24 protein-coding genes and 4 tRNA genes are annotated in these 26,763 nt (G+C 57.6%); 20 read left to right on the top strand and 8 right to left on the bottom strand.

The annotated features are described in order from the left end of the window. The 9 genes from wzxE to FY206_RS23615 all read left to right on the top strand — a co-directional run bounded on the left by wzxE (position 1) and on the right by FY206_RS23615 (position 6,562). Entirely contained in the window at positions 1 to 1,251 is a 1,251-nt protein-coding gene (gene wzxE, locus FY206_RS23655) for a lipid III flippase WzxE (RefSeq protein ID WP_032644808.1), read from the top strand. Continuing rightward, positions 1,248 to 2,327, top strand: coding sequence for a TDP-N-acetylfucosamine:lipid II N-acetylfucosaminyltransferase (locus tag FY206_RS23650; RefSeq protein WP_032644807.1), 1,080 nt, complete (start codon positions 1,248 to 1,250; stop codon positions 2,325 to 2,327). The genes wzxE and FY206_RS23650 overlap by 4 nt, the downstream gene beginning before the upstream one ends. Next, positions 2,324 to 3,676, top strand: a complete 1,353-nt coding sequence (gene wzyE, locus FY206_RS23645) for an ECA oligosaccharide polymerase (RefSeq protein WP_032644806.1) — start codon at positions 2,324 to 2,326, stop codon at positions 3,674 to 3,676. The genes FY206_RS23650 and wzyE overlap by 4 nt, the downstream gene beginning before the upstream one ends. A 12-nt stretch (positions 3,677 to 3,688) precedes the next feature. Further along, positions 3,689 to 4,429, top strand: a complete 741-nt coding sequence (wecG, locus tag FY206_RS23640) for a lipopolysaccharide N-acetylmannosaminouronosyltransferase (RefSeq protein ID WP_032644805.1) — start codon at positions 3,689 to 3,691, stop codon at positions 4,427 to 4,429. 197 nt (positions 4,430 to 4,626) lie between these two features. Continuing rightward, positions 4,627 to 6,012, top strand: coding sequence for a bifunctional threonine/serine APC transporter ThrP (gene thrP / locus FY206_RS23635; RefSeq protein ID WP_032644804.1), 1,386 nt, complete (start codon positions 4,627 to 4,629; stop codon positions 6,010 to 6,012). Positions 6,013 to 6,114: 102 nt separating this feature from the next. After that, positions 6,115 to 6,191, top strand: a tRNA-Arg gene (locus FY206_RS23630). 64 nt (positions 6,192 to 6,255) lie between these two features. Next, positions 6,256 to 6,331, top strand: a tRNA-His gene (locus tag FY206_RS23625). 22 nt (positions 6,332 to 6,353) lie between these two features. Further along, positions 6,354 to 6,439, top strand: a tRNA-Leu gene (locus tag FY206_RS23620). A gap of 46 nt (positions 6,440 to 6,485) precedes the next feature. Next, positions 6,486 to 6,562, top strand: a tRNA-Pro gene (locus tag FY206_RS23615). A 506-nt stretch (positions 6,563 to 7,068) separates the two neighbouring features. Here the strand turns inward: FY206_RS23615 and FY206_RS25400 are convergent. The 5 genes from FY206_RS25400 to hemC all read right to left on the bottom strand — a co-directional run bounded on the left by FY206_RS25400 (position 7,069) and on the right by hemC (position 12,550). Next, positions 7,069 to 8,280 (bottom strand): MFS transporter, encoded by a 1,212-nt coding sequence (locus tag FY206_RS25400; RefSeq protein ID WP_032644802.1) that lies wholly within the window; start codon positions 8,278 to 8,280, stop codon positions 7,069 to 7,071. A 172-nt stretch (positions 8,281 to 8,452) separates the two neighbouring features. Next, the gene (hemY, locus tag FY206_RS23605) at positions 8,453 to 9,652 is read right to left on the bottom strand and encodes a protoheme IX biogenesis protein HemY (protein ID WP_032644801.1); all 1,200 of its coding nucleotides are present in this window, start codon (positions 9,650 to 9,652) and stop codon (positions 8,453 to 8,455) included. A gap of 2 nt (positions 9,653 to 9,654) precedes the next feature. Continuing rightward, positions 9,655 to 10,851 carry a uroporphyrinogen-III C-methyltransferase gene (hemX, locus tag FY206_RS23600; protein ID WP_032644800.1) on the bottom strand — a complete coding sequence of 399 codons (1,197 nt, stop codon included), beginning with the start codon at positions 10,849 to 10,851 and terminating at the stop codon, positions 9,655 to 9,657. Positions 10,852 to 10,871: 20 nt separating this feature from the next. Continuing rightward, the gene (gene hemD, locus FY206_RS23595) at positions 10,872 to 11,612 is read right to left on the bottom strand and encodes a uroporphyrinogen-III synthase (RefSeq protein ID WP_032644799.1); all 741 of its coding nucleotides are present in this window, start codon (positions 11,610 to 11,612) and stop codon (positions 10,872 to 10,874) included. Next, positions 11,609 to 12,550, bottom strand: a complete 942-nt coding sequence (gene hemC, locus FY206_RS23590; RefSeq protein WP_032644798.1) for a hydroxymethylbilane synthase — start codon at positions 12,548 to 12,550, stop codon at positions 11,609 to 11,611. The genes hemD and hemC overlap by 4 nt, the downstream gene beginning before the upstream one ends. A gap of 350 nt (positions 12,551 to 12,900) precedes the next feature. On the opposite strand from hemC, the gene cyaA reads away from it, so the two are divergent. Beyond that, positions 12,901 to 15,441 carry a class I adenylate cyclase gene (gene cyaA / locus FY206_RS23585; protein WP_032644797.1) on the top strand — a complete coding sequence of 847 codons (2,541 nt, stop codon included), beginning with the start codon at positions 12,901 to 12,903 and terminating at the stop codon, positions 15,439 to 15,441. A gap of 91 nt (positions 15,442 to 15,532) precedes the next feature. Here the strand turns inward: cyaA and cyaY are convergent, their stop codons facing one another. Continuing rightward, positions 15,533 to 15,853 (bottom strand): iron donor protein CyaY, encoded by a 321-nt coding sequence (gene cyaY / locus FY206_RS23580; RefSeq protein ID WP_032644796.1) that lies wholly within the window; start codon positions 15,851 to 15,853, stop codon positions 15,533 to 15,535. A 135-nt stretch (positions 15,854 to 15,988) separates the two neighbouring features. Between cyaY and lptM the strand changes: the two genes are divergently transcribed. From lptM to FY206_RS23540, 9 genes are all read left to right on the top strand, one after another. Continuing rightward, a complete protein-coding gene (gene lptM / locus FY206_RS23575) occupies positions 15,989 to 16,192 on the top strand; it encodes an LPS translocon maturation chaperone LptM (RefSeq protein ID WP_024907980.1) in 204 nt (67 codons plus the stop codon). 35 nt (positions 16,193 to 16,227) lie between these two features. Beyond that, entirely contained in the window at positions 16,228 to 17,052 is an 825-nt protein-coding gene (gene dapF, locus FY206_RS23570) for a diaminopimelate epimerase (protein ID WP_008501545.1), read from the top strand. Beyond that, complete coding sequence (locus tag FY206_RS23565) at positions 17,049 to 17,756, top strand: DUF484 domain-containing protein (protein ID WP_032644795.1); 708 nt, start codon at positions 17,049 to 17,051, stop codon at positions 17,754 to 17,756. The genes dapF and FY206_RS23565 overlap by 4 nt, the downstream gene beginning before the upstream one ends. Then, positions 17,753 to 18,655, top strand: a complete 903-nt coding sequence (gene xerC, locus FY206_RS23560; RefSeq protein WP_032644794.1) for a tyrosine recombinase XerC — start codon at positions 17,753 to 17,755, stop codon at positions 18,653 to 18,655. The genes FY206_RS23565 and xerC overlap by 4 nt, the downstream gene beginning before the upstream one ends. Further along, on the top strand, positions 18,655 to 19,371 hold the full coding sequence (yigB, locus tag FY206_RS23555; RefSeq protein ID WP_032644793.1) for a 5-amino-6-(5-phospho-D-ribitylamino)uracil phosphatase YigB: 717 nt from the start codon (positions 18,655 to 18,657) through the stop codon (positions 19,369 to 19,371). The genes xerC and yigB overlap by 1 nt, the downstream gene beginning before the upstream one ends. 76 nt (positions 19,372 to 19,447) lie before the next feature. After that, positions 19,448 to 21,610, top strand: a complete 2,163-nt coding sequence (gene uvrD, locus FY206_RS23550) for a DNA helicase II (RefSeq protein WP_032644792.1) — start codon at positions 19,448 to 19,450, stop codon at positions 21,608 to 21,610. Then, positions 21,571 to 21,816 carry a YsgD/CorL family protein gene (gene ysgD / locus FY206_RS25880; RefSeq protein WP_080283054.1) on the top strand — a complete coding sequence of 82 codons (246 nt, stop codon included), beginning with the start codon at positions 21,571 to 21,573 and terminating at the stop codon, positions 21,814 to 21,816. The genes uvrD and ysgD overlap by 40 nt, the downstream gene beginning before the upstream one ends. Before the next feature lie 150 nt (positions 21,817 to 21,966). Then, positions 21,967 to 22,917 (top strand): magnesium/cobalt transporter CorA, encoded by a 951-nt coding sequence (corA, locus tag FY206_RS23545; protein WP_008501540.1) that lies wholly within the window; start codon positions 21,967 to 21,969, stop codon positions 22,915 to 22,917. Positions 22,918 to 23,066: 149 nt separating this feature from the next. Beyond that, positions 23,067 to 24,209: an IS481 family transposase gene (locus FY206_RS23540; protein ID WP_032644791.1), complete on the top strand. Its 1,143-nt coding sequence runs from the start codon at positions 23,067 to 23,069 to the stop codon at positions 24,207 to 24,209. A gap of 81 nt (positions 24,210 to 24,290) precedes the next feature. Here the strand turns inward: FY206_RS23540 and rarD are convergent, their stop codons facing one another. Both rarD and yigI read right to left on the bottom strand, forming a co-directional pair. Further along, positions 24,291 to 25,187, bottom strand: coding sequence for an EamA family transporter RarD (gene rarD / locus FY206_RS23535; protein WP_023309622.1), 897 nt, complete (start codon positions 25,185 to 25,187; stop codon positions 24,291 to 24,293). A 51-nt stretch (positions 25,188 to 25,238) separates the two neighbouring features. Beyond that, complete coding sequence (gene yigI, locus FY206_RS23530) at positions 25,239 to 25,706, bottom strand: acyl-CoA thioesterase YigI (RefSeq protein WP_032644790.1); 468 nt, start codon at positions 25,704 to 25,706, stop codon at positions 25,239 to 25,241. 163 nt (positions 25,707 to 25,869) lie between these two features. Between yigI and pldA the strand changes: the two genes are divergently transcribed. Further along, positions 25,870 to 26,739 (top strand): phospholipase A, encoded by an 870-nt coding sequence (gene pldA / locus FY206_RS23525; RefSeq protein WP_032644789.1) that lies wholly within the window; start codon positions 25,870 to 25,872, stop codon positions 26,737 to 26,739. The last annotated feature ends 24 nt before the right edge of the window (positions 26,740 to 26,763 follow it).

Below are 26,763 nucleotides of genomic sequence, written 5' to 3'. Positions count from 1 at the left end.
ATGTCTCTGGCAAAAGCATCGGTGTGGACCGCCGCGTCCACGCTTGTAAAAATTGGCGCCGGGCTGCTGGTCGTCAAGCTCCTGGCCGTCTCATTTGGCCCGTCTGGCGTTGGGCTGGCGGGGAATTTCCGCCAGCTTGTCACCGTCCTTGGGGTGCTGGCCGGTGCGGGAATCTTCAACGGCGTGACCAAATACGTTGCTCAGCATCATGATGATGCGGCTCAGCTGCGCAGGGTGGTGGGCACCTCTTCGGCCATGGTCACGGGTTTTTCGACCCTGATAGCGATTATCTTTCTGCTGGCGGCGGCGCCCATCAGCCAGGGGTTGTTCGGCCACACCCATTATCAGGGGTTGGTGCGTCTGGTGGCGCTGGTTCAGATGGGCATTGCCTGGGCGAACCTGCTGCTGGCGCTGATGAAAGGCTTTCGCGATGCCGCCGGAAACGCGCTGGCGTTAATCCTGGGCAGCGTCATCGGCGTGATCGCCTATTACTTTTGCTATCGCCTGGGTGGCTATGAAGGCGCACTGCTGGGCTTAGCGCTGGTTCCGGCGCTGGTTGTTGTGCCTGCGGCGTTGATGCTGATGCGTCGGGGCGTCATTCCTCTGAGCTACCTCAAACCGCAGTGGGACAAGGCGCTTGCCAGCCAGCTGGGCAAATTCACCCTGATGGCGCTCATTACATCCGTCACGCTGCCGGTGGCCTACGTGATGATGCGAAACCTGCTGGCGGCGCACTACAGCTGGGATGAAGTGGGGATCTGGCAGGGCGTAAGCAGTATTTCCGACGCCTACCTACAGTTTATTACGGCTTCCTTTAGCGTTTATTTGCTGCCAACCTTATCGCGCTTGACGTCCAGACAGGATATCACGCGCGAGATTTTTCGCTCGCTGCGCTTTGTGTTGCCGGCCGTCGCGGCGGCCAGCTTTACCGTCTGGCTATTGCGCGATGTCGCCATCTGGATGCTGTTCTCGGCGAAGTTCACCGCCATGCGCGATCTCTTTGCCTGGCAGCTGGTGGGTGATGTGCTGAAAGTAGGTGCTTACGTTTTCGGCTATCTGGTGATAGCAAAAGCGTCCCTGCGGCTGTATATCCTGGCGGAAATCAGCCAGTTTGTATTACTGACGTCGTTCTCGCACTGGCTGATACCCGCGCACGGTGCGCTGGGGGCGGCTCAGGCCTATATGGCAACCTATATCGTTTATTTCGCTGCCTGTTGCGGCGTATTTTTATTGTGGCGTAAACGCGCATGACTGCACTGATTCACATCCTGGGATCGGATATCCCACACCATAACCAGACCGTTTTGCGGTTCTTCAACGACGCGCTGGCACCGGGTAATCCCGATGCCCGTGAGTTTATGGTTGCAGGTCAGGATAAGGGCCTGAGCGAGGCGTTTCCGGCACTGACGATTCGCTTCTGGCCGGATAAGGCCACGCTGGCGAAGGCGGTCGTTGCCAGAGCCAAAGCGGATCGTAAGCAACGTTTCTTCTTCCACGGGCAGTTCAATACCGGCCTGTGGCTGGCACTGCTCAGCGGGGGGATTAAACCCTCCCAGTTCAGCTGGCATATCTGGGGAGCCGATCTCTACGAAGTCTCCCGCGGCTGGAAATTCCGTCTTTTCTATCCTCTGCGCCGCATGGCCCAGGGGCGCGTGGGCTGCGTTTTTGCTACCCGCGGCGATCTCAACTATTTTGCTAAACAGCACCCGAACGTGCGCGGCGAGTTGCTCTATTTCCCCACCCGCATGGATCCGTCGCTGAACGCCATGGCACATGACGCGGTGCGTGAAGGTAAGCTGACCATTCTGGTGGGAAATTCCGGCGATCGCAGTAATGAACACGTCGCGGCGCTGCGGGCGGTGCATCAGCAGTTTGGCGACACGGTGAACGTGGTGGTGCCGATGGGGTATCCGGCCAATAACGATGCCTACATCAATGAGGTACGCCAGCAGGGGCTGGCGCTGTTTAGCGCTGAGAATCTCAACATCCTCAGCGATAAGCTGGATTTTGATGAATATCTTGCGCTGCTGAGAAAATGCGATCTCGGCTATTTCATCTTTGCCCGGCAGCAGGGCATTGGCACGCTGTGTCTGCTGATTCAGGCGGGGGTACCGTGCGTGCTCAACCGCGACAACCCGTTCTGGCTGGACATGACCGAACAGCATATTCCGGTGCTGTTTACCTCAGACGCGCTGAGCGTTGAGGTCGTGCGGGAAGCGCAGCGCCAGCTGGCGCTGGTGGATAAAAGTACCATCGACTTCTTTAGCCCGAACTATCTCACGCCGTGGCATCGCGCGCTGCGTATCGCTTCAGGAGACAAAGCATGAGTCAGTTGCAATTCAGCGGCTTACTGGTTGTCTGGCTTCTGAGCACCCTGTTTATCGCCACGCTGACCTGGTTTGAATTCCGCCGGGTGCGCTTCAACTTTAACGTGTTCTTCTCGTTACTGTTTCTGCTGACCTTCTTTTTCGGCTTCCCGCTTACCAGCATACTGGTCTTCCGATTTGACGTGAGCGTCGCGCCGCCGGAAATCCTGCTTCAGGCGCTTCTGGCCGCGACCTGCTTCTATGCGGTTTACTATGTTACCTATAAAACGCGTCTGCGTTCGGCGCAGGCCACGGCCCCTCGTCGCGCGCTTTTTACCATGAACCGGGTGGAGACCCATCTGACGTGGGTGATGCTGATGACCATCGCCCTGGTCAGCGTCGGTATCTTCTTCATGCATAACGGCTTCCTGCTGTTTAAGCTCCACTCCTACAGCCAGATTTTTTCTGCCGAAGTCTCGGGCGTGGCGCTTAAGCGTTTCTTCTACTTCTTCATCCCGGCTATGCTGGTGATCTTCTTCCTGCGCCAGGACAGCAAAGCGTGGCTGTTCTTCCTGGTGAGCACCGTCGCGTTTGGTATCCTGACCTACATGATTGTGGGCGGCACGCGTGCGAACATCATCATCGCCTTCGCCATCTTCCTGTTTATCGGCATCATCCGCGGCTGGATCTCGCTGTGGATGCTGGCTGCAGCAGGCGTGTTTGGCATCGTGGGGATGTTCTGGCTGGCGCTGAAGCGGTATGGGATGAACGTGGCGGGTGATGAAGCGTTTTACACGTTCCTCTACCTGACGCGCGATACGTTCTCGCCGTGGGAAAACCTGGCGCTGCTGCTGCAGAATTACGACAAGATTGATTTCCAGGGGCTGGCGCCGATTGTTCGCGACTTCTACGTGTTTATTCCGACGTGGCTATGGCCGGACCGGCCAGGCGTGGTGCTCAATACCGCGAACTATTTTACCTGGGAAGTGCTGAACAACCATTCCGGACTGGCAATTTCACCTACGCTGATCGGTTCCCTGGTGGTGATGGGCGGAGCGTGGTTCATTCTGCCCGGTGCGGTTGCCGTGGGGTTGATTATTAAGTGGTTCGACTGGCTTTACCTGCGCGGTAATGAAGAGACCAACCGCTACAAAGCGGCCATTTTGCACAGTTTCTGCTTTGGTGCCATTTTCAATATGATCGTTCTGGCGCGTGAAGGACTGGATTCATTCGTTTCGCGCGTGGTGTTTTTCATGGTCGTTTTCGGCCTCTGCCTGTTGCTGGCCAAACTGCTGTACTGGCTGTTTGACAGCGCGGGGCTTGTGCACAAGCGCGAGCGGCAGGGCAGCACAACGCTGTCGCAAGTCTGAGTAAGGATAGTAATGACTGATAATACTTCTGCACCGCGCTATGCGCTTCGTGGTCTGCAGCTTATTGGCTGGCGCGATATGCAGCACGCGCTGGATTTTCTGTTCGCCGAAGGCCAGATGAAATCCGGCACGTTGGTCGCCATCAATGCGGAAAAGATGCTGGCGGTTGAGGACAACGCCGAGGTCAAAAGCCTGATAGACGCGGCCGAATTTAAATACGCGGACGGCATCAGCGTGGTCCGCTCTATCCGTAAAAAGTATCCTGACGCTAATGTTTCCCGCGTGGCGGGTGCCGATCTCTGGGAGCAGCTTATGGCCCGCGCGGGTGCGCAGGGTACGCCCGTGTTCCTGATTGGAGGGAAGCCGGAGATACTGGCCCAGACGGAGGAGAAACTGCGTCGTCAATGGAATGTTAATATTGTCGGCAGCCAGGACGGTTACTTCAAACCGGAAGATCGGCAGGCGCTGTTTGAGTGCGTTCGCGACAGCGGGGCGAAAATTGTCACCGTGGCGATGGGATCCCCGCGGCAGGAGATCCTAATGCGTGACTGCCGTCTGGTCTGTCCGGATGCCCTCTACATGGGCGTCGGCGGCACCTACGACGTCTTTACCGGCCACGTTAAGCGTGCGCCAAAGGTCTGGCAAAATCTGGGGCTGGAGTGGCTGTACCGCCTGCTATCGCAACCGACGCGTATTAAACGACAGATCCGACTGCTTCGCTACCTCGCCTGGCATTACACCGGCAAAATGTAATCAAAATGTAGCGCGATATGCTATTCGCGCTGCAACTCGCCTGCAAAACTGCTGATAATCTGTGCAATGCATTCATTTTTTTTATGCATCGTTTGCCATTTGGTCGATTTTAAGAAACCATTCGCACCGTATTTTAGTCCCCCTAAAAAACAATACCCGGTATTAAGCCGGGAAACAGCAAACACAATCGAGGATCTATGGCAGAGAAACAACCGGAGCTACAGCGTGGGCTGGAAGCTCGTCATATTGAACTGATAGCGCTGGGCGGCACTATCGGCGTAGGCCTGTTTATGGGCTCCGCAAGCACGCTCAAGTGGGCAGGCCCTTCCGTTTTACTGGCATATATCATCGCCGGGCTGTTTGTCTTCTTCATCATGCGCTCCATGGGCGAAATGCTCTTCCTGGAGCCGGTAACCGGCTCTTTCGCCGTTTACGCGCACCGTTATATGAGCCCCTTCTTCGGCTACCTCACGGCCTGGTCATACTGGTTTATGTGGATGGCGGTGGGCATCTCAGAGATCACCGCGATAGGAGTCTACGTCCAGTTCTGGTTCCCGGACATGGTTCAGTGGATACCCGCGCTCATTGCCGTGGGGCTGGTAGCGCTGGCAAACCTCGCTGCCGTGCGCCTTTACGGTGAAATTGAGTTCTGGTTCGCGATGATCAAGGTCACCACCATTATCGTGATGATTGTCGTCGGCCTGGGCGTGATTTTCTTCGGCTTTGGCAACGGTGGACACGCTATCGGCTTTGGCAACCTGACCGAAAACGGCGGCTTCTTTGCTGGCGGCTGGAAGGGCTTTCTGACGGCGCTGTGTATCGTTGTGGCCTCGTATCAGGGCGTGGAGCTTATTGGTATTACCGCCGGTGAAGCGAAAAATCCGCAGGTCACGCTGCGTAGCGCGGTAGGCAAAGTGCTGTGGCGTATCCTGATTTTCTACGTGGGCGCGATTTTCGTGATCGTGACCATCTTCCCGTGGAATGAAATTGGCACAACGGGCAGCCCGTTTGTATTAACCTTTGCCAAAATTGGTATCACGGCAGCGGCGGGTATCATCAACTTTGTGGTCCTGACGGCCGCGCTGTCAGGCTGTAACAGCGGAATGTACAGCTGTGGCCGCATGCTCTATGCGCTCTCGAAGAATAACCAGCTGCCTGCGGCGATGAGTAAAGTCTCACGTGCCGGCGTGCCGGTAGCGGGTGTGGCGGTTTCTATTGCGATCCTGCTGATTGGCTCTTGCCTGAACTACATCATTCCCAACCCGCAGCGCGTGTTCGTTTACGTCTACAGCGCCAGCGTACTGCCGGGCATGGTGCCATGGTTTGTTATCCTCATCAGCCAGCTGCGTTTCCGTCATGCGCATAAAAAGGCAATTGAAAGCCATCCGTTCCGCTCAATTCTGTTCCCCTATGCGAACTATTTGACCATGGCGTTCCTGATTTGCGTATTAATCGGGATGTACTTTAATGAAGATACCCGCATGTCGCTGTTTGTCGGGATGATATTCCTGGCGGCCGTGACGGCCGCTTATAAGATTTTTGGCCTGGGTCGCCGCGCCACCACGCATAAAGTGGAGGAATAAGCGGCAAAATGTGCAAACCATAACCAAACGCGCATTTTTTTCAAAAAAGCACTAGACAGCGGGGACGGAGGTACGTAATATCCAGCCCCGCAACGGCGCTAAGCGCCCGTAGCTCAGCTGGATAGAGCGCTGCCCTCCGGAGGCAGAGGTCTCAGGTTCGAATCCTGTCGGGCGCACCATTAACCCGGTGCTGGAGCTGCGGTGGTCTGAGAAGTAGTCAGTACCGCGTGAAAGAATACAGTGGTGGCTATAGCTCAGTTGGTAGAGCCCTGGATTGTGATTCCAGTTGTCGTGGGTTCGAATCCCATTAGCCACCCCATTATTTGAAAGAGTTGTGAATTGCGAAGGTGGCGGAATTGGTAGACGCGCTAGCTTCAGGTGTTAGTGTCCTTTGGATGTGGGGGTTCGAGTCCCCCCCCTCGCACCACGACTTTTTAAATGAATTGAACTAAAAATTCAAAAAAGCAGTACATCGGCGAGTAGCGCAGCTTGGTAGCGCAACTGGTTTGGGACCAGTGGGTCGGAGGTTCGAATCCTCTCTCGCCGACCAATTTTGAACCCCGCTTCGGCGGGGTTTTTTGTTTTCTGCCATTTTTCACCCCTGTAGTGATTCCCCGACAGCGTCCTGATTCATTGTCGCGATTTAGCGACATCCAATCGATTGAAAATGAAAGAATTATTCTTTTATCTGTTTTGCTGTCTCCGCCTGGCGACAGATTTCTGCCTTTATTGGCACATTGTGGGGCTTGAGACGCCGCTTAACAGCATAATTTCCTTTTATCTTAAAATGTTGCGTTATGTAAAAGTTACTGGTGTTATGTTGGCACGTTATGTGCAATAATATGCGTGTAGATGCTCATTCCATCTCTTATGTTCGCCTTAGTGCCTCATAAACTCAGGAATGACGCAGAGCCATTTACGGTGCTTATCGTCCACTGACAGATGTCGCTTCGGCCTCATCAGACACCATGGGCATAACGTTGAGTGAAGCACCAAATATGTTGTCTTACAGACCTGTTTTAACGCCTGCTTTTATAGCAGGCGTTTTTTTATGCCTTATTCTTGATACCTGCGCACGATCAGGGCAACTATCAACAGGGCCACTGACGAGACAGCGTAGAGTGCCTCTACTGAGCCAAACGCTGAGGCCACCACCGCAGCAATGCCGGTGAAAAGAGAGGCGCTAAGCGTTTGCCAGCGCCACGCTTTACCGCTGGCCGAAGCGGTTTGCGTGATATGAAAACTACTGAGTACGCCAAACGTCCCGGCCGCGAAGAGAACGTTCGAGGCCAGATGGGCGACAAAGATTATCCCCAGCGCATACCCTATCCAACCGGTCATAAACGGCAGCATCCCATAAGCGACCAGAAAGATGCCAAGGCAAAGCAATAATCGAGGCGTATGAGTTGCAAAACGCGCCAGGCTGTCTCTTTTTAGCAGTAAAGGGCCGCACAGCTGCCCCATGCTTCTCGCGAACAGCAGCGGGAGAGCAAGGCCCGCCGCATCCTGGGGTCGGAGCTGCTGGGCCAGCGCCGGAAGAAGCGCCATCGCAGGTGACCCGACGGCGGCCAGCGCGGGCAAAATGAGCAGGCTGCGCTTCTGTCGAACGGTTAACGTCTGCCAGCGTAATGCCGCGGGAGCCTCCTCTTCACCGGGTGCAGGCAGCGATGGCGAAGAAAACCGGCGCCCAGCCAGCCATAGCAGTAACAATGACCCCAAAAAGCTGGCGGCGTCGATGGCCAGCAGGGTAAATACGGATGTCTTTTCAAACAGCACCACGCCCAGGCCGGTCCCCAGCAACACCTGTGAAGCAAAAATCACATTTTCCAGACAGGTCGCAGCAGGCAGCTCCGCTTCGCTGAGACCGCGCTTGAAAAGCAGCGTTAGCGCGGGCCAGCTCATCCCGCCGAGCAGCGCTTCGGCGGACTGCACGGCCAGCAGCGCGGCAATGCTGTGATAACCCACGCCAAGCAGGGGAAAGAGCAGGGCGATCAGGCCCAGCCCCTCGGTCAGTATCAGCAGGGTTATCGGAGAACAACGTGAGCACAGCTTTTCGCCGAATTTGCTGCCGATGAACCCCGGTACCGTAGCGAAAAGAAAAGCGAGGGTGAGCAGAGCGGGCGGCGCTGACCACGCTAACAGCAAGCCGAAGACCACAACCTGGGTTAAGCCATTCCCCAGCGAAGAAAAGATAAAAGCACAGGCAAGCAGGCGCAGCCAGCGGTGACAGCGCAGCGCCTGGATAAGCGCATATAAAAGCGAGTTCATGAAGATTTCCTTTCAAAAACGATTTAGTCCACGCTGCAGAAAGTGCGCGTGTGTGAAAAAAAGTTAATGAAAAGACATCGTTACATTGGCGGGTTCGTTTTCGGATGCAGGTGTAAAGAATGTAGCAGGAGAAGGGCGATAAAAAAAGGAGGCCATTTGGCCTCCCGATCGATTACTGCTGCGTACCGTTATTTTGCAGCGTCAGCAGCAGCCCATCACGCCGCATGGCGGCAGCTTCTTCCGGCTTATGCTGCTTGTCCAGCGTATCGGCAAGCCACGCGTAGTCGAAAGCATCCGGACGCTGCTTCAGGGCCGCGCGGAAGGCGAGGCTCGCCTCCTGCCATTCGCCGTGCTTCATCAGCGACTGACCCAGCGTGCTCCACAGCAGCGGGCGGTCGCCGACGGTCTTGATCTGCTGGCGCAGCACTTTCTCGACTTGCTCTGGGTTATTGGTTTTCAGGCGCGGGATCACCATCACCAGACGATCGTCGTACTGGCGCTTGAGACCGTCGAGGAGGATCTCCTGGGCGGTGTCATGATCGTCACATTCAATAAGATGTTCCGCCATGGCAACCTGCAGAGGAACCTGCTGGCGCGTTTTCCGGCTCTGATTCTTCCACCACGTTTTCAGGCCGTCGCTGCCCAGGTCGGCGCGCGCCTGATCCATCAGACCAATCCACGCCAGACGCTGGAGCTCGTCGCGATGTTCATCGTCGCCTACCCCGGCTTTCGCCATGGACGGGATGATGTCCAGCAGCGAGCCCCAGGCGCCGGTACGAATATAGGCCTGCTCGGCAAGACGCAGTACTTCCGGATGACGTGGCGCGACTTCCAGCAGACGGTCGATACCGTGGCGAGCCGCATGATTCTCATTGCGCGCCAGCTGCAGACGAACGCGGGTGATTTCCACCGGAATCGGGTCGCCGTGAGCCAGCTCAGCCGCCCGCTCCAGGTGCTGATTGGCGCGGGCTTCATCACCGCGCTGCTGCGCCGCTTCGGCCGCCAGCAGATAGTTCACCACCGGCTGTTCGGCATGGTCGGCGTTTTTCGACATCAGCTTTTCAACCTGCTGATAGTCACCTTCTGCAAGCTTCAGCAGGGCCTGCTCGGTCTGCTTACGGGCGCGGCGGCGCTTACGGCCAACGAACCAGCCGCGCGTATGCGCGCCGGTACGGAAAATACGGCGGAGGATCCATTCGATCGCAAACAGCACCACCACTGCGAGGATCAGAATAATCACCAGACCCGTTACGCTGGTTTCGATGTTGTAATTATCGGTCTGGATCAGGACATAGCCCTGGTGCCCCGCAAGCATCGGTCCCAGCACGATCCCGGCGATCAGCAGGATGAAGAGTAAGAGGACTTTTAGCATCATTACTCTCCTTGTGGTGCGCTTTCTGGCGCTGGAGCCGGAGCCGGTGCAGCCCCACCCGTCTGCTCTGCCGGTACGCCCGGCTGTGCCAGCAGGTTACGCACGCGCGTCTGCATCAGTTTCTCCAGAATCGGCTGGCTGGCCAGCTTATCCGGGACGTTCATGGTGATGTTCTGCTGGCTCAGCTTGTCGATGTCTTCGAGGAACGCGGTGGTCGTCGCATCATCGGTGTTGTAGTAAGCGCGTACCCACGTCGAGACGTTATCCAGCGCCTGTTTGTAGGTCTCTTCCTGATGACGCGGCACAGCCTGCGCCGCCACCAGCAGGCGGGAACGGATGTTCTCGCGCAGGTAGATATCCTGATTCGGCGCTAACAGCGGTACGGCGGTTTCATCGCGGCGACGGATGGTGATAAAGCTGTCCATAAAGTTCTGCCAGCTTTTCTGCAGGTTAATGCGCCATTCGCTCAGGGAGCTGGAAAGCTCTGTACCGTCGGAATCCATGGGGGAGTCGTCGTCGTTGTTATCCGCCAGCTGCAGGTTATCGATCTGGTTCGAAAGCTGGTTCACCTTGAGGATAATGCCGTCGTAATCCACCTGCGAAACGGCGGAGAGGCTGGCGATATCTTCGGTGATCGCGCGACGAGCGGTGATGAGGCTCGGGTCGTTCATGTCTGCCAGGCTCGCATCGGCGCTTTTCAGCAGCGCGGCGGCAGTGGTGACGTCCTGATCGCTCCACAGCTTACGCCCGGCGAGCTTCACCAGGAAATCAGCCTGCGAGAGCAGCCAGGTTTTGGCATCGGTGCCGGAAATCGTGGCGACCTTCTGCTGCACGTCGCCCAGCTGTTTGGTCAGCGCTTCCTGTTTGCTGTTCGCTTCGGCGAGCGCAGCGGCCTGCTGCTTAATTACCGCTTCCAGCTCGGTTTTCTGCGATTCCTGCGCTTTTTGCAGGGCGGTGAGCTGATTGACCAGCGCGTCGTTGGTGGACGTCTGATTCGCGCTCTGTTGCTTCACCAGCCCGTACAGGCCAACGCCCGCTGCCAGCGCAATGGCGATGGCAATCGCGCTCAGCGCGAGGCTGGTTTTGTTGCTGCCGTTTTTCTTCTCAGCGGTTTTCTCAGTCGTCTCTGGCTGTGGCGTCGTCTCCACAGTCTCCCTGGTTTCTTCAACCACGGCGGAGGATTTGTCGTGTTCCGTCATTATGGCTTCCCATTTGAGAGTTATTGTAATGCGCGCAGCAGCGCATCGTTGTCGGCGTTATCAGCGATCCGAATATCCTGCCAGCCCAGTTCCCGGGCCTGGTTCGCCAGACGCTCACTGACGACAAGAAGCCGACAGCGGAGTAACCAGTTTTCGCGATACCAAAGCGGTATCAGCGTCCAAAGCTGTTGTAACATTTCACCGCTGGTGACCACCAGCGTGTTGATGCCTCGCGCGTGCCAGCGCATCGCCTCTTCCGCGCCATCGTAGTGTTTTGCGCAGCGCTGATAGCACTCAACGAACGTCACGTTCGCACCCCGTTCACGCAGTGTTTCGCCCAGCAGCTCACGGCCACCGTTGCCGCGTAAAATGAGCGCGCGCTTTCCTGCAACGGTTTGTAATTCAGGTAATTGTAGCAAGACTTCACTGATTTCCCGATCTAACGGGTAACGAACGTCGACGCCGCTTACGGTATGCAGCGCCAGTGCCGTTGTGCGGCCAATCGCGAAATAACGGGGGACGGTTGGCCAGGCCAGGCCCTGCTGCTGCAACTGCGCGTGGGCAAATTCCACGGCATGCTGCGACAGCGCAAACAGCAGGTCGCCTTCCTGAAGGGTATTCATCTGGTCGACGAGCGCAGAAAGCTCGCGGCCGGGGGAGAATTCAATAAGCGGAAAACTCCAGGCCACCTGCCCCAGTGCGCGCAGACGGCTCACTAACTGCTCTCCTGCGGGAGAAGGGCGGGTGACGAGAATGCTCATGCAGGGGGTTCTCCATTATAAACGTCAGCCAGGATCTCGCGGGCGCCGTTATCCAGTAATTCTTCCGCCAGGGACACGCCAAGCTGCTCGGCATCTTGCGCTTTGCCGCGACGTTCGCCGCGCACCATCTGCGAACCGTCCGGAGCACCCACCAGCGCGCGCAGCCACAGTTCACCTTCTGTTAATTCAGCATAGCTGCCAATCGGCACCTGGCACCCGCCTTCGAGGCGGGTATTCATCGCCCGCTCGGCTTTTACGCGGATAGCGGTCTCGTCATGGTTCAGCGGCGCGAGCAGTTCGCGGGTACGCGTATCGTCCAGACGGCACTCAACGCCGACAGCGCCCTGGCCCACGGCCGGCAGCGACAGCTCTGGCGGCAACGCCACGCGAATGCGCGACGCCAGACCCAGACGCTTCAGGCCAGCAACGGCGAGAATAATGGCATCGTAATCGCCGTTATCCAGCTTGCCCAGACGCGTGCCGACGTTACCGCGCAGCGAGCGAATGATCAGATCGGGACGACGCTCCGCCAGCTGACACTGACGGCGTAAACTGGACGTGCCAACCACGCTTCCTTCTGGCAGCGCGTCGAGCGAGTCATAGCGGTTAGAGACAAACGCGTCGCGCGGATCTTCGCGCTCGCAGATGGTCACCAGCCCCAGCCCTTGCGGGAACTCGACGGGCACGTCTTTCATCGAATGTACGGCGATATCGGCGCGGTTCTCAAGCAATGCCAGTTCCAGCTCTTTGACAAACAGGCCTTTGCCGCCCACTTTCGCCAGCGGCGTATCGAGGATCACGTCACCGCGCGTGACCATCGGCACCAGCTCGACGCGCAATCCACTGTGGCAGGCTTCAAGGCGCTGCTTCACATAATGTGCCTGCCAGAGCGCGAGAGGGCTTTGGCGTGTGGCAATTCTCAAAACATTGTCTAACATGCTTGTTACCGTCATTATCAATCGCTAACCATCCTAACATTGTTGACTCTGGGATGGCAGTTTTACGGTTGATGAAGCGTGAGAGGGACAAGGCGACGGTTTCGTCAGCCATAGCCGTATTCAGGAATTTACACGTACAGAACGGTGCTACACTTGTATGTAGCGCATCTTTCTTTACGGTCAACCGGCAAGGTGTTAAATTGATCACGTTTTAGACCATTTTTTCGTCGGTACCACCGAAAATGTTAAGGGCGAAAAAGGGTAACGGTTATTTTTTTGAAATACTGCGGGCCCGCTGTCATTCGTGTTTTGAATAGCTTGCGACACCCGGAAACATCAGGCGATACGTCTTGTACCTCTATATTGAGACTCTGAAACAGAGACTGGATGCCATAAATCAACTGCGTGTGGATCGCGCGCTTGCTGCTATGGGCCCTGCTTTCCAGCAGGTATACAGTCTGCTGCCGACATTATTGCACTATCACCACCCGCTGATGCCTGGCTACCTTGACGGTAACGTTCCCCAGGGCATTTGCCTTTTCACGCCTGATGAAACCCAACAGCACTACCTGAACGAGCTGGAACTCTACCGCGGCATGCCGCCACAGGAGTCCCCAAAAGGTGAATTGCCGATTACCGGCGTTTACTCCATGGGGAGCACCTCATCGGTAGGACAAAGCTGTTCTTCTGACCTGGATATCTGGGTCTGCCATCAATCCTGGCTCGATAACGACGAGCGACAGCTGCTGCAGCGTAAATGCAGCCTGCTGGAAAGCTGGGCGGCGTCGCTCGGCGTGGAAGTGAGCTTCTTCCTGATTGATGAAAACCGTTTCCGCCATAACGAAAGCGGCAGCCTGGGTGGTGAAGACTGCGGCTCGACCCAGCACATCTTATTGCTGGATGAATTCTACCGTACTGCCGTGCGCCTGGCCGGGAAGCGTATTCTGTGGAATATGGTCCCGTGCGAAGAAGAAGAGCATTACGACGATTACGTCATGTCGCTTTACGCGCAGGGCGTGCTGACGCCAAACGAATGGCTGGACCTCGGCGGCCTGAGCTCGCTGTCTGCGGAAGAGTATTTTGGCGCAAGCCTCTGGCAGCTCTACAAGAGCATCGACTCGCCGTACAAAGCGGTGCTCAAAACGCTGCTGCTTGAAGCCTATTCCTGGGAATACCCTACGCCGCGCCTGCTGGCGAAAGATATCAAGCAGCGCCTGCACGACGGAGAGATCGTCTCCTTCGGGCTGGACGCCTACTGCATGATGCTGGAGCGCGTGACCGAATACCTGAAAGCCATTGACGACACCACGCGTCTTGACCTGGTGCGTCGATGTTTCTATCTCAAAGTCTGTGAGAAGTTGAGCCGCGAGCGCGCCTGCGTGGGCTGGCGTCGTGAAGTGGTCAGTCAGTTAGTGAAAGAGTGGGGATGGGACGAAGCGCGTCTCTCCATGCTCGACAACCGGGCCAACTGGAAAATCGATCAGGTGCGTGAAGCGCACAACGAACTGCTCGACGCGATGATGCAGAGCTACCGTAACCTGATCCGCTTTGCGCGCCGTAACAACCTCAGCGTTTCCGCCAGCCCGCAGGACATCGGGGTGTTGACCCGTAAGCTGTACGCCGCGTTTGAAGCGCTGCCGGGCAAAGTCACGCTGGTTAACCCGCAGATTTCGCCAGACCTGTCAGAACCGAACCTGACCTTTATCTATGTTCCGCCGGGCCGCGCGAACCGCACCGGGTGGTATCTGTACAACCGTGCGCCCAGCATGGATTCCATCATCAGCCATCAGCCGCTGGAATATAACCGCTATCTGAACAAGCTGGTGGCCTGGGCCTGGTTTAACGGCCTGCTGACCTCGCGCACGCGCCTGTTCATCAAAGGCAACGAGGTGGTCGATCTCGCGAAGCTGCAGGAGATGGTCGCGGATGTGTCGCACCACTTCCCGCTGCGTCTGCCTGCGCCGACGCCAAAAGCGCTCTACAGCCCGTGCGAGATTCGCCATCTGGCGATTATCGTCAACCTGGAATACGACCCGACGGCGGCCTTCCGCAATCAGGTGGTCCATTTTGACTTCCGCAAGCTGGACGTCTTTAGCTTTGGCGAGCAGCAAAACTGCCTGGTGGGCAGCGTAGACCTGCTGTACCGCAACTCGTGGAACGAAGTGCGTACCCTGCACTTCAACGGCGAGCAGGCGATGATCGAAGCGCTGAAAACCATTCTCGGCAAGATGCATCAGGATGCCGCGCCGCCGGACAGCGTGGAAGTGTTCTGCTACAGCCAGCACCTGCGCGGCTTAATTCGTACCCGCGTGCAGCAGCTGGTCTCCGAGTGTATCGAACTGCGCCTCTCCAGTACCCGTCAGGAAACCGGGCGCTTTAAGGCGCTGCGCGTCTCCGGCCAGACCTGGGGCCTGTTCTTCGAGCGCCTGAACGTGTCGGTGCAGAAGCTGGAAAACGCCATCGAGTTCTACGGCGCGATTTCGCACAACAAGCTGCATGGCCTGTCGGTGCAGGTGGAAACCAACCACGTTAAGCTGCCGCAGGTGGTGGACGGATTCGCCAGCGAAGGGATCATTCAGTTCTTCTTTGAAGAGTCGGGCGACGACGCCGGGTTCAACATTTACATTCTGGATGAGACCAACCGCGCCGAGGTGTATCACCACTGTGAAGGCAGTAAAGAGGAGCTGGTGCGCGACGTCAGCCGCTTCTACTCTTCTTCGCATGACCGCTTCACCTACGGCTCAAGCTTTATCAACTTTAACCTGCCGCAGTTCTACCAGATTGTGAACGTGGATGGGCGAGCGCAGGTGATCCCATTCCGAACCCAAACGATCGCGCCAGTTCCCGCAAACCAGGATACCGCCCCGCTGTTGCAGCAGTATTTCTCCTGAGTCTTTTCGCCGGGTGGCGCTAACGCTTACCCGGCCTACGATTCGAGCCGTTGTAGGCCCGGTAAGACGTAGCCGCCGCCGGGCAACAAAACTACCTGAAACGCACGTCCTCACCCGCCTGCGCGGTCGCCGCCTGTTCCAGCAGATCCCAGAACGGCACGCCGCTACGGTCGCAAACCCATTCCCCGTCTTTCAGATCGAAATGATAGCCGCCCTGTTTCGCGGCCAGCCAGACCTGGTGAAGCGGCTCCTGGCGGTTAATAATAATTTTGCTGCCATTTTCGAAGCTCAGGGTCAGAATGCCGCCGTTGATTTCACAATCGATATCGCTGTCGCCGTCCCAGTCGTCAATACGCTCTTCGATGGTCATCCACAGGTTGTCGGCAAGGCGATGGAATTCACTGTCGTTCATGGTTTTGTTCCTGTTTTTCGTGATGCCGGCAGTATAACCCTAAATAATTCCCGTTGCAGGAGAGCGGCAAACTCTTGCTTTTGTGTCTTCTCCTGCGATGATAGAAACAGATTTGAACTTACGGGCAACTTTATAATGAAAAACGCTTTCCGAACGCTTGCCGTTCTCATCACGCTGTTTAGCCTGACGGGCTGCGGACTGAAGGGACCACTGTACTTCCCACCTGCGGACAAAACCGCACCGCCGCCGACCAAACCCGTTAACAGCGGCATTGAGTCTACCACGCCAAATACCAACGACCGTGGCGACAACGGCGGCCCGACTCAGGTTAATCTCTGACGACAACGTTCTGTACCCGCGCAATGGAGCAAATGATGCAGTTCTCTAAAATGCATGGCCTTGGCAACGATTTTATGGTCGTCGACGCGGTAACGCAGAATGTGTTTTTCTCCCCGGAACTGATCCGTCGCCTGGCGGATCGGCATCTGGGCGTGGGGTTCGATCAGCTGCTGGTGGTTGAGCCGCCGTACGATCCCGACCTCGATTTTCACTACCGTATCTTTAACGCCGACGGCAGCGAAGTTAACCAGTGCGGCAACGGCGCGCGCTGCTTTGCCCGCTTTGTCCGCCTGAAAGGACTGACCAACAAGCGTGATATTCGCGTCAGTACGGCCAATGGCCGCATGGTGCTCAGCGTCACCGACGATGAACTGGTGCGCGTAAACATGGGCGAGCCTAACTTCGAGCCCTCCGTCGTGCCGTTTCGCGCAAACAAAGCGGAAAAGACCTATATTATGCGTGCGGCCGAGCAGACAGTATTGTGCGGCGTCGTCTCAATGGGTAACCCGCACTGCGTGATTCAGGTTGATGATGTGGAAACCGCGGCGGTCGAAACGCTCGGTCCGGTGCTGGAAAGCCACGAACGTTTCCCGGAGCGTGCGAACATCGGCTTTATGCAGGTGGTGAAGCGCGAGCACATTCGTCTGCGGGTTTACGAGCGCGGCGCGGGCGAGACTCAGGCCTGCGGCAGCGGAGCCTGTGCGGCAGTGGCCGTGGGCATCTCCCAGGGGTTACTGGCAGAAGAGGTTCGCGTGGAATTACCGGGCGGTCGGCTTGATATCGCCTGGAAAGGACCGGGTCATCCACTGTATATGACTGGCCCGGCGGCACATGTCTATGACGGGTTTATCCATCTATGAAACAACCAGGGGAAGAACTGCAGGAAACAGTGACGGAACTGGACGACAGAGCTGTTGTTGATTATCTGCTGCGCAATCCTGAGTTTTTTATTCGCAATGCACGCGTCGTCGAAGAGATGCGCGTGCCGCATCCGGTTCGCGGGACCGTGTCGCTGGTCGAATGGCACATGGCGCGCTCGCGCAACCACATCAATCAGCTTGAAGAGAACATGACGCTGCTGATGGAGCAGGCCAGCACCAACGAAAGCCTGTTTTATCGTCTACTGCATCTGCAGGCGCGTCTGGCGTCGGCGCATAGCCTCGACGAGTTCCTCAGCCGCTTCCACCGCTGGGCGCGCGAGCTGGGGCTGGCGGGCGCAACGCTTCGTCTGTTCCCTGACCGCTGGCGCATCGGCGCGCCGTCGGGGTTTACCCATCTGGCACTCAGCCGTCAGGCCTTTGAACCGCTGCGCATTCAGCGTTTGGGACACGAGCACCACTATCTGGGGCCGCTGAACGGGCCCGAGCTGCTGGTGGTGTTGCCGGAAGCCAAAGCGATTGGCTCGGTGGCGATGTCGCTGATGGGCCGCGATGGCGATCTGGGCGTCATTTTGTTTACCAGCCGCGACGCGCATCACTATGAGCAGGGGCAAGCCACCCATCTGCTGCAGGAGATTGCCCTGATGCTGCCCGAGCTGCTGGAGCGCTGGATTGAGCGCGTATGACGGACGGACTGCTCGCCACTGACGTCTCGCGCTTTCTGCGCTATCTCGGCGTGGAGCGTCAGCTTAGCCCCATTACGCTGCTTAACTATCAGCGTCAGCTTGATGCCATCATGCAGATTGCCGAGGAGATCGGCCTGAAAAGCTGGCAACAATGTGACGCCGCCACGGTGCGCGGGTTCGTCGTGCGCAGCCGTAAAAAAAATCTCAGCCCGGCGAGCCTGGCGCTCAGGCTCTCTGCGCTGCGCAGCTTCTTCGACTGGCTGGTCAGCCAGGGCGGCTTAAAAGCCAACCCGGCGAAAGGCATCGCCACGCCGAAAGCCCCGCGCCATCTGCCGAAAAATATCGACGTCGACGACGTAAACCGCCTGCTGGATATTGACCTTAACGATCCGCTTGCCGTGCGCGACCGCGCGATGCTGGAGGTGATGTACGGTGCCGGGCTGCGTCTGTCTGAACTCGTCAACCTCGACCTAAAGCATCTCGATCTGGAATCGGGCGAAGTGTGGGTCATGGGGAAGGGCAGCAAAGAGCGCCGCCTGCCGATTGGCCGCAATGCGGTCTCCTGGATTGAGCACTGGCTTGACCTGCGCGGGCTGTTTGGCGCGGAAGAAGATGCGCTTTTCCTGTCGAAGCTCGGCAAGCGGATCTCGGCGCGTAACGTGCAGAAGCGCTTTGCGGAGTGGGGTATTAAGCAGGGACTGAACAGCCACGTTCACCCGCATAAGCTGCGCCACTCCTTTGCCACACACATGCTTGAGTCGAGCGGCGATCTGCGCGGCGTGCAGGAACTGCTCGGCCACGCGAATCTGTCGACGACTCAAATCTATACCCACTTAGACTTCCAGCACCTTGCCTCGGTGTATGACGCGGCGCATCCACGCGCCAAACGGGGGAAATAATGCGTTTTTACCGCCCACTGGGTCAGATCTCCGCGCTGACGTTTGACCTTGATGACACCCTTTATGACAACCGCGAGGTGATCCTGCGTACCGAGCAGGAGTCGCTGGCGTTTGTGCAGAACTACCATCCCGCGCTGAAGGCGATGCAGAACAAGGACTTCCAGACGCTGCGCCAGTCCCTGCGGGAGACCGAGCCGGATATATACCACGACGTGACCGAATGGCGTCGCCGCGCGGTGGAGCAGGCGATGCTGAACGCGGGTCTGAGTGCCCAGGATGCTGCCATCGGTGCCGAAGCGGCAATGGAAAACTTTGCCAAATGGCGTAGCCGTATCGACGTGCCGCAGGAGACCCACGACACGCTGGCGAAGCTTGCCGAAAAGTGGCCGCTGGTGGCCATCACCAACGGCAATGCCCAGCCGGAGCTGTTTGGCCTCAGCGATTACTTTGAATTCGTGCTGCGCGCAGGCCCACACGGGCGCGCGAAGCCGTTTAGCGATATGTATCATCTGGCGGCGGAAAAGCTGAATTTGCCGCTTGGCCAGATCCTGCACGTAGGGGATGACCTGACCACGGACGTGGCCGGAGCCATCCGCTGCGGCATGCAGGCCTGCTGGATCAAGCCGGAAAACGCCGACCTGATGATTGCCTCCGACAGCCGTCTTCTGCCGCACGTGGAAATTTCGCGGTTGGCATCCCTCACGACGCTGATATAATCATCAATTGTTCTGTATAAATTAACAGGGTTTTGGCGAATGCGCTTCGCCTGCCCGACATGACGTGACGGTGCCAATGGACGTTTCTTACCTGCTCGACAGCCTTAATGACAAACAGCGTGACGCGGTTGCCGCCTCGCGCACCAACCTGCTGGTGCTGGCTGGGGCGGGCAGTGGTAAGACGCGCGTGCTGGTTCACCGTATCGCCTGGCTGCAGAGCGTAGAAAACTGCTCGCCGTACTCCATCATGGCGGTGACGTTCACCAACAAGGCGGCGGCAGAGATGCGCCACCGTATCGCCCAGCTGATGGGCACCAGCCAGGGCGGCATGTGGGTCGGCACCTTCCACGGTCTGGCGCACCGCCTGCTGCGCGCGCACCATATGGACGCCAACCTGCCGCAGGATTTTCAAATTCTCGACAGCGAAGACCAGCTCCGCCTGCTGAAGCGCCTGATCAAGGCGATGAACCTCGACGAGAAGCAGTGGCCGCCGCGTCAGGCGATGTGGTACATCAACGGCCAAAAGGACGAGGGGCTGCGCCCGCACCATATCCAGAGCTTCGGCAACCCGGTGGAGCAGACCTGGCAGAACGTCTACAAAGCCTATCAGGAAGCGTGCGATCGCGCCGGCCTGGTGGATTTCGCCGAGCTGCTGCTGCGCGCCCACGAGCTGTGGCTCAACAAGCCGCACATCCTGCAGCACTACCGCGAACGCTTCACCAACATCCTGGTGGACGAATTCCAGGATACCAACAACATCCAGTACGCGTGGATCCGCCTGCTGGCCGGCGATACCGGCAAGGTGATGATCGTGGGCGATGACGACCAGTCGATCTACGGCTGGCGCGGGGCGCAGGTAGAGAACATCCAGCGCTTCCTCAACGACTTCCCCGGCGCGCAAACCATCCGTCTGGAGCAGAACTACCGCTCAACCAGCAACATCCTGAGCGCGGCCAACGCCCTGATTGAGAACAACAACGGGCGTCTGGGTAAAAAGCTGTGGACCGACGGCGTCGACGGCGAGCCGATTTCGATTTACTGCGCGTTTAACGAGCTCGACGAAGCGCGCTTCGTGGTGAACCGCATTAAAACCTGGCAGGACAACGGCGGCGCGCTGGAGCAGTGCGCCATTCTCTACCGCAGCAACGCCCAGTCGCGCGTGCTGGAAGAGGCGCTCTTGCAGGTGGGCATGCCGTACCGCATATACGGCGGCATGCGCTTCTTCGAACGTCAGGAAATCAAAGACGCGCTCTCGTATCTGCGCCTCATTGCGAACCGTAACGACGACGCGGCGTTTGAGCGCGTGGTGAACACGCCTACGCGCGGCATCGGTGACCGCACGCTGGACGTGGTGCGCCAGGCCTCGCGCGACCGCCAGCTGACGCTGTGGCAGGCGTGCCGCGAGCTGCTGCAGGAAAAAGCACTCGCCGGACGTGCCGCCAGCGCGTTGCAGCGCTTCCTTGAGCTGATTGACGCCCTGGCGCAGGAAACCGTCGACATGCCGCTGCACGTGCAGACCGACCGGGTAATTAAAGACTCCGGCCTGCGCACCATGTACGAGCAGGAAAAAGGCGAGAAGGGCCAGACCCGTATTGAGAACTTAGAGGAGCTGGTCACGGCAACGCGCCAGTTCAGCTATAACGAAGAAGACGAAGACCTGATGCCGCTGCAGGCGTTCCTGTCGCATGCCGCGCTGGAGGCGGGGGAAGGGCAGGCGGACACCTGGCAGGATGCGGTTCAGCTGATGACGCTGCACTCCGCCAAAGGCCTGGAGTTCCCGCAGGTGTTTATCGTCGGGATGGAAGAGGGGATGTTCCCGAGCCAGATGTCGCTGGATGAAGGCGGTCGTCTGGAAGAGGAGCGTCGTCTGGCCTACGTGGGCGTGACGCGTGCGATGCAAAAGCTGACGCTAACCTACGCCGAAACCCGCCGCCTGTACGGAAAAGAGGTTTACCACCGTCCGTCGCGCTTCATCGGCGAACTGCCGGAGGAGTGCGTGGAAGAGGTGCGTCTGCGGGCCAGCATCAGCCGTCCGGTCAGCCATCCGCGTATGGGGTCACCGATCTCTGAAACCGACACCGGCTACAAGCTGGGCCAGCGCGTGCGTCATTCGAAATTTGGCGAAGGGACCATTGTGAATCTGGAAGGCAGCGGCGAGCACAGCCGCCTGCAGGTGGCGTTCCAGGGGCAGGGGATCAAATGGCTGGTGGCGGCCTATGCGAAGCTGGAAACAGTCTAACTTTCAGAAAAATATCATTATTTTGTAATAATCTGCTAGCCTTATACGGTGAAGGTCAATTAATGCCCTTCAGCGTTCCGTTGCGTGTTGACGCCACAGTTATAGCTGGCGTAACATGCGCGCACGATTACGCTAAGAGGACATTCGCCTTGGACACACCCAGTAGATGCTGGCTCAATTCCCTGTCATCCAGGAACAACTCCTAAGGCTATCTCCTCTTGCTGATGGCCTTAGTGGTTGTCAGCGACTGCACTATTCCCGTCGCGCTGAGTCAGGCTGTTTAATGGTCTGAAACCCAATTTGTTTCTGTGTGCCCACCGAACTGTCCGATATTTTTTGCATTGGGAGTCCCGGTCATGTTGAGCGCATTTCAACTCGAAAATAACCGACTGACTCGGCTTGAAGCCGAAGAGTCACAGCCCCTCATTGATGCCGTATGGGTGGATCTGGTCGAGCCGGACGACGATGAGCGCCTTCGCGTACAATCTGAGCTGGGGCAAAGCCTGGCAACCCGCCCGGAACTGGAAGACATCGAAGCCTCCGCGCGTTTTTTTGAAGACGAAGACGGCCTGCACATTCACTCCTTCTTCTTCTTTGAAGATGCGGAAGACCACGCGGGCAACTCCACCGTGGCGTTTACCATTCGCGACGGCCGTCTGTTTACCCTGCGCGAGCGCGAACTTCCTGCATTCCGCCTCTACCGCATGCGCGCCCGCAGCCAGGCGATGGTCGACGGCAACGCTTACGAACTGCTGCTCGACCTGTTCGAAACCAAAATTGAACAGCTGGCGGACGAAATTGAAAACATCTATAGCGATCTGGAAAAGCTGAGCCGCGTGATCATGGAAGGCCATCAGGGCGATGAGTACGATGAAGCGCTCTCCACGCTGGCGGAGCTGGAAGATATCGGCTGGAAGGTGCGTTTGTGTCTGATGGATACCCAGCGCGCGCTGAACTTCCTGGTGCGCAAGGCGCGTCTGCCGGGCGGTCAGCTGGAGCAGGCGCGTGAGATCCTGCGCGATATCGAATCCCTGCTGCCGCACAACGAATCCCTGTTCCAGAAGGTGAACTTCCTGATGCAGGCGGCGATGGGCTTTATCAACATCGAGCAGAACCGCATCATCAAGATCTTCTCGGTGGTATCCGTGGTGTTCCTGCCGCCGACGCTGGTGGCATCCAGCTATGGGATGAACTTTGAGTTTATGCCGGAACTGAAGTGGAGTTTTGGCTACCCGGGGGCGATTATCTTTATGATCCTCGCGGGGCTGGCGCCGTATCTGTACTTTAAGCGTCGTAACTGGCTGTAAAAATCTGGCGGGTGGCGCTGCGCTTACCCGCCCTACGATCGAATTCCCTCTCCCTGTGGGTGTACAGTCCGGGGACATAGTGAACACTTGTTCGGGGACATGGTAGACACTTACAACTAAGGCATAAGAACCCGCTTATGGAGTCGCTTATGCCCTGGGATGCGAGAGATACCATGTCATTACGTACCGAGTTTGTTTTGTTCGCCTCGCAGGACGGGGCGAACATCCGTTCCCTCTGCCGTCGCTTCGGCATTTCACCTGCTACCGGCTACAAGTGGCTTCAGCGCTGGGCTGTCGAGGGCGAACCCGGCCTGCAGGACCGCCCCCGCACGCCGCATCATTCCCCCAACCGCTCGTCTGACGACGTCACCGCCCTGCTGCGCATGGCCCATGACCGTCATGAACGCTGGGGCGCCCGCAAGATTAAGCGCTGGCTGGAAGACCAGGGCCACCGTATGCCTGCCTTCAGCACTGTCCATAACCTGATGGCCCGTCACGGCCTGCTGCCCGGCACGGCTCCGGGTATTCCGGCCACCGGACGGTTCGAACATGACGCCCCGAACCGGCTCTGGCAGATGGATTTTAAGGGGCACTTCCCCTTTGGCGGCGGCCGTTGCCATCCGCTCACCCTGCTCGACGACCACTCCCGTTTTTCCCTGTGCCTCACACACTGTACCGATGAACGGCGTGAGACCGTGCAGCAACAGCTGGTCAGCGTCTTTGAACGCTACGGCCTGCCGGACCGGATGACGATGGATAACGGCTCACCGTGGGGCGACACAACCGGCACCTGGACGGCGCTGGAGCTGTGGCTGATGCGCCACGGTATCCGGGTGGGCCATTCCCGGCCTTATCATCCGCAGACGCAGGGCAAGCTGGAGCGTTTTCACCGCAGCCTGAAGGCGGAAGTGCTGCAGGGGAAATGGTTCGCGGACAGCGGCGAGCTGCAGCGTGCCTTTGACCACTGGCGGACGGTCTATAACCTTGAACGCCCGCACGAGGCGCTGGATATGGCTGTCCCGGCCTCACGCTATCAGCCGTCTGGGCGGCAGTACAGCGGCAGCGTGACGCCCCCGGAATACGATGAAGGTGTGCTGGTCAGGAAAGTGGATATCAGCGGGAAGCTGAGCTTACAGGGAGCCAGTCTGAATGCAGGAAAGGCGTTCAGGGGAGAACGGGTGGGGCCGAAGGAGACGCAGGAGGATGGCTGCTATGAAGTGTGGTGGTACAGCACGAAAGTGGGGGTGATCGACCTGAAGAAAAAGTCGATCACCATGGGTAAAGGATGTTAAAAAGTGTTCACCATGTCCCCGAACACCTGTCTACCATGTCCCCGGACCGTACAGTGGGAGAGGGTTAGGGTGAGGGCAACATCACAGCCCTTTACGCACCCTGCGCTGGGTATAAATCGCATCCGCGACGAAAATCGCCAGCGCCACCCAGATAAAGGCAAACGTCACCATCTTATCCGCACCCGGCACTTCGCCGTAAAACACTACCGCCAGCAGGAACATCAGCGTCGGACCAATGTACTGGAAGAAGCCCAGCGTGGAGAGGCGCAGGCGCGTTGCCGCGCCGGTGAAGCACAGCAGGGGAATGGTGGTTACCACGCCCGCCGCCATCAGCATCAGGTTCAGCGACCACGGGTTGCTGCCCATATGGCTGGTGGCGCTGTCGGCGATGCCGAAGAGATAAATCGCCGCCACCGGCAGCAGCCACAGGGTTTCAAACAGCATCCCCGTCTGTGCTTCCACCGCAATCTTCTTACGCACCAGACCGTAGAACGCAAAGCTGAACGCCAGGCCGAGGGCGATAATCGGCAGCGAGCCGAAGGTCCAGAGCTGCACCAGCACGCCGCAGAAGGCCAGAATCACCGCCACCCACTGCATCCGGCGGAAGCGCTCACCGAGGAAAATCATCCCCAGGACGATATTCACCAGCGGGTTAATGAAGTAACCCAGGCTCGCTTCGAGCATGTGATGGTTATTCACCGCCCAGATAAACAGCAGCCAGTTGCCGCCAATCAGCACGGCAGAGAGCGCCAGCAGGAAGATTTTCTTCGGGGTTTGAAGCAGCGTTTTGACGCCCGACCACTGACGGCTGAGGCTCATCAGCGCGATCATGAAGAAAAACGACCAGATAACGCGGTGAGTGAGGATCTCATCGGCCGGAACGTAGGCGATAAGCTTGAAGTACGCCGGGGCGATACCCCAAATAAAATAAGCGGCAAGGGCGAGTAAAACGCCCTGCCGCGTCTGTTTAGCATCCATCGGGAAAATCCGTTACAAAAAAGTGAATCAATTTTACCCGATTTTGCCGCCTCAACCCACCATATAAGTGGCGGTTGCGCTGGCGATATACACCTGCTCTTCGTTGTGTAATTCAACGCGCGCCACGGCAACTTTATTCCCCGCGCGCAGCAGGCTGCTGCTACAGGTAAAGCGATTTCCGCGCCCCGGGCGAAGATAGTCGACGCGCAAATCAATGGTGCCCATGCGCGCCAGACGCTGGCGGAGTTCGTCTTCGTTGATGGTGTCATGGCGGGTCAGCGTACTGCCCACGCAAACCAGCCCTGCCGCCACGTCCAGCGCGGAGGCAATCACCCCGCCGTGCAAAATACTTTGCGCCCAGTTTCCCACCATCATCGGCTGATTGTTGAAGCTCAGCTGGGCAAAATCTTTCTCGTAACGCTCCAGCTCCAGTCCCAGCGCGCGGTTGAACGGCATATGGTAAACAAAAATCTCGCCCACGAGCTTTAACACTTCTTCGGCGGTAAGCATGGCTGACATGAGGCTTCACATCCCTATTGTTAATGAAATGTTGATTTTATGCTTCAATAATACGGATTTCCACTTTCAGAAACGAGGATGCAGCAGTTGTCGCAGAAGTCTGTAGAATGTCCGCCACATAACTATTCAATCAATTTTACTCTTTTGCAGGAGAACACCACCGATGCGGACGTATCTGGCCTGGTTACTGGCGGCGGTTTCGCTGCCCCTCACAGCCTATGCGCAGGAAGCGACAATCAAAGAGGTGCATGATAAGCCTGCCGTGCACGGTAGCATTATCGCGAACCTTCTTCAGGAGCATGACAATCCGTTCACGCTCTATCCGTACGACACCAACTACGTGATTTACACCCAGACCAGCGATATGAACAAGGAGGCAATAAGCTCCTATAACTGGTCTGATAATGCGCGTAAAGACGAGGTGAAGTTCCAGCTGAGCCTCGCCTTCCCGTTCTGGCGCGGCATTCTGGGACCGAACTCGGTGCTCGGTGGCTCTTATACGCAGAAATCCTGGTGGCAGCTCTCTAACAGCGGCGAATCTTCGCCGTTCCGCGAAACCAACTATGAGCCGCAGCTGTTCCTCGGCTTCGCAACGGATTATGAATTTGCCGGCTGGACGCTGCGCGACGTCGAAGTGGGCTTTAACCACGACTCTAACGGACGCTCCGATCCGACATCCCGCAGCTGGAACCGTGCCTATACGCGTCTGATGGCGCAGAACGGCAACTGGATGGTGGAAGTGAAGCCGTGGTACGTGGTTGGCAGCACGGATGACAACCCGGATATCACCAAATATATGGGCTACTACCAGCTTAAAGTGGGCTACCAGCTAGGTGATGCCGTGCTGAGCGCGAAAGGCCAGTACAACTGGAACACCGGCTACGGCGGTGCGGAAGTGGGCTTAAGCTATCCGGTAAGCAAGCATGTCCGCCTTTATACGCAAGTCTACAGCGGCTACGGCGAGTCGCTTATCGATTATAACTTCAACCAGACCCGCGTCGGCGTGGGCGTGATGCTGAACGATATTCTCTAGGCTTCTCGAATGTTTTTGCGTTAA

Source organism: Enterobacter chengduensis, assembly GCF_001984825.2.
Taxonomy (GTDB): domain Bacteria; phylum Pseudomonadota; class Gammaproteobacteria; order Enterobacterales; family Enterobacteriaceae; genus Enterobacter; species Enterobacter chengduensis.
Note: the sequence above shows the minus strand (reverse complement) of the source record. Positions and strands in the feature narration are given on the sequence as shown.

Bases quoted from the DNA above. Each gene is read 5' to 3' on its own strand.
- wzxE (WP_032644808.1), top strand. From the start codon at position 1: ATGTCTCTGGCAAAAGCATCGGTGTGGACCGCCGCGTCCACGCTTGTA.
- FY206_RS23650 (WP_032644807.1), top strand. From the start codon at position 1,248: ATGACTGCACTGATTCACATCCTGGGATCGGATATCCCACACCATAAC.
- wzyE (WP_032644806.1), top strand. From the start codon at position 2,324: ATGAGTCAGTTGCAATTCAGCGGCTTACTGGTTGTCTGGCTTCTGAGC.
- wecG (WP_032644805.1), top strand. From the start codon at position 3,689: ATGACTGATAATACTTCTGCACCGCGCTATGCGCTTCGTGGTCTGCAG.
- thrP (WP_032644804.1), top strand. From the start codon at position 4,627: ATGGCAGAGAAACAACCGGAGCTACAGCGTGGGCTGGAAGCTCGTCAT.
- FY206_RS25400 (WP_032644802.1), bottom strand. From the start codon at position 8,280: ATGAACTCGCTTTTATATGCGCTTATCCAGGCGCTGCGCTGTCACCGC.
- hemY (WP_032644801.1), bottom strand. From the start codon at position 9,652: ATGCTAAAAGTCCTCTTACTCTTCATCCTGCTGATCGCCGGGATCGTG.
- hemX (WP_032644800.1), bottom strand. From the start codon at position 10,851: ATGACGGAACACGACAAATCCTCCGCCGTGGTTGAAGAAACCAGGGAG.
- hemD (WP_032644799.1), bottom strand. From the start codon at position 11,612: ATGAGCATTCTCGTCACCCGCCCTTCTCCCGCAGGAGAGCAGTTAGTG.
- hemC (WP_032644798.1), bottom strand. From the start codon at position 12,550: ATGTTAGACAATGTTTTGAGAATTGCCACACGCCAAAGCCCTCTCGCG.
- cyaY (WP_032644796.1), bottom strand. From the start codon at position 15,853: ATGAACGACAGTGAATTCCATCGCCTTGCCGACAACCTGTGGATGACC.
- lptM (WP_024907980.1), top strand. From the start codon at position 15,989: ATGAAAAACGCTTTCCGAACGCTTGCCGTTCTCATCACGCTGTTTAGC.
- dapF (WP_008501545.1), top strand. From the start codon at position 16,228: ATGCAGTTCTCTAAAATGCATGGCCTTGGCAACGATTTTATGGTCGTC.
- FY206_RS23565 (WP_032644795.1), top strand. From the start codon at position 17,049: ATGAAACAACCAGGGGAAGAACTGCAGGAAACAGTGACGGAACTGGAC.
- xerC (WP_032644794.1), top strand. From the start codon at position 17,753: ATGACGGACGGACTGCTCGCCACTGACGTCTCGCGCTTTCTGCGCTAT.
- yigB (WP_032644793.1), top strand. From the start codon at position 18,655: ATGCGTTTTTACCGCCCACTGGGTCAGATCTCCGCGCTGACGTTTGAC.
- uvrD (WP_032644792.1), top strand. From the start codon at position 19,448: ATGGACGTTTCTTACCTGCTCGACAGCCTTAATGACAAACAGCGTGAC.
- ysgD (WP_080283054.1), top strand. From the start codon at position 21,571: ATGGCTGGTGGCGGCCTATGCGAAGCTGGAAACAGTCTAACTTTCAGA.
- corA (WP_008501540.1), top strand. From the start codon at position 21,967: ATGTTGAGCGCATTTCAACTCGAAAATAACCGACTGACTCGGCTTGAA.
- FY206_RS23540 (WP_032644791.1), top strand. From the start codon at position 23,067: ATGCCCTGGGATGCGAGAGATACCATGTCATTACGTACCGAGTTTGTT.
- rarD (WP_023309622.1), bottom strand. From the start codon at position 25,187: ATGGATGCTAAACAGACGCGGCAGGGCGTTTTACTCGCCCTTGCCGCT.
- yigI (WP_032644790.1), bottom strand. From the start codon at position 25,706: ATGTCAGCCATGCTTACCGCCGAAGAAGTGTTAAAGCTCGTGGGCGAG.
- pldA (WP_032644789.1), top strand. From the start codon at position 25,870: ATGCGGACGTATCTGGCCTGGTTACTGGCGGCGGTTTCGCTGCCCCTC.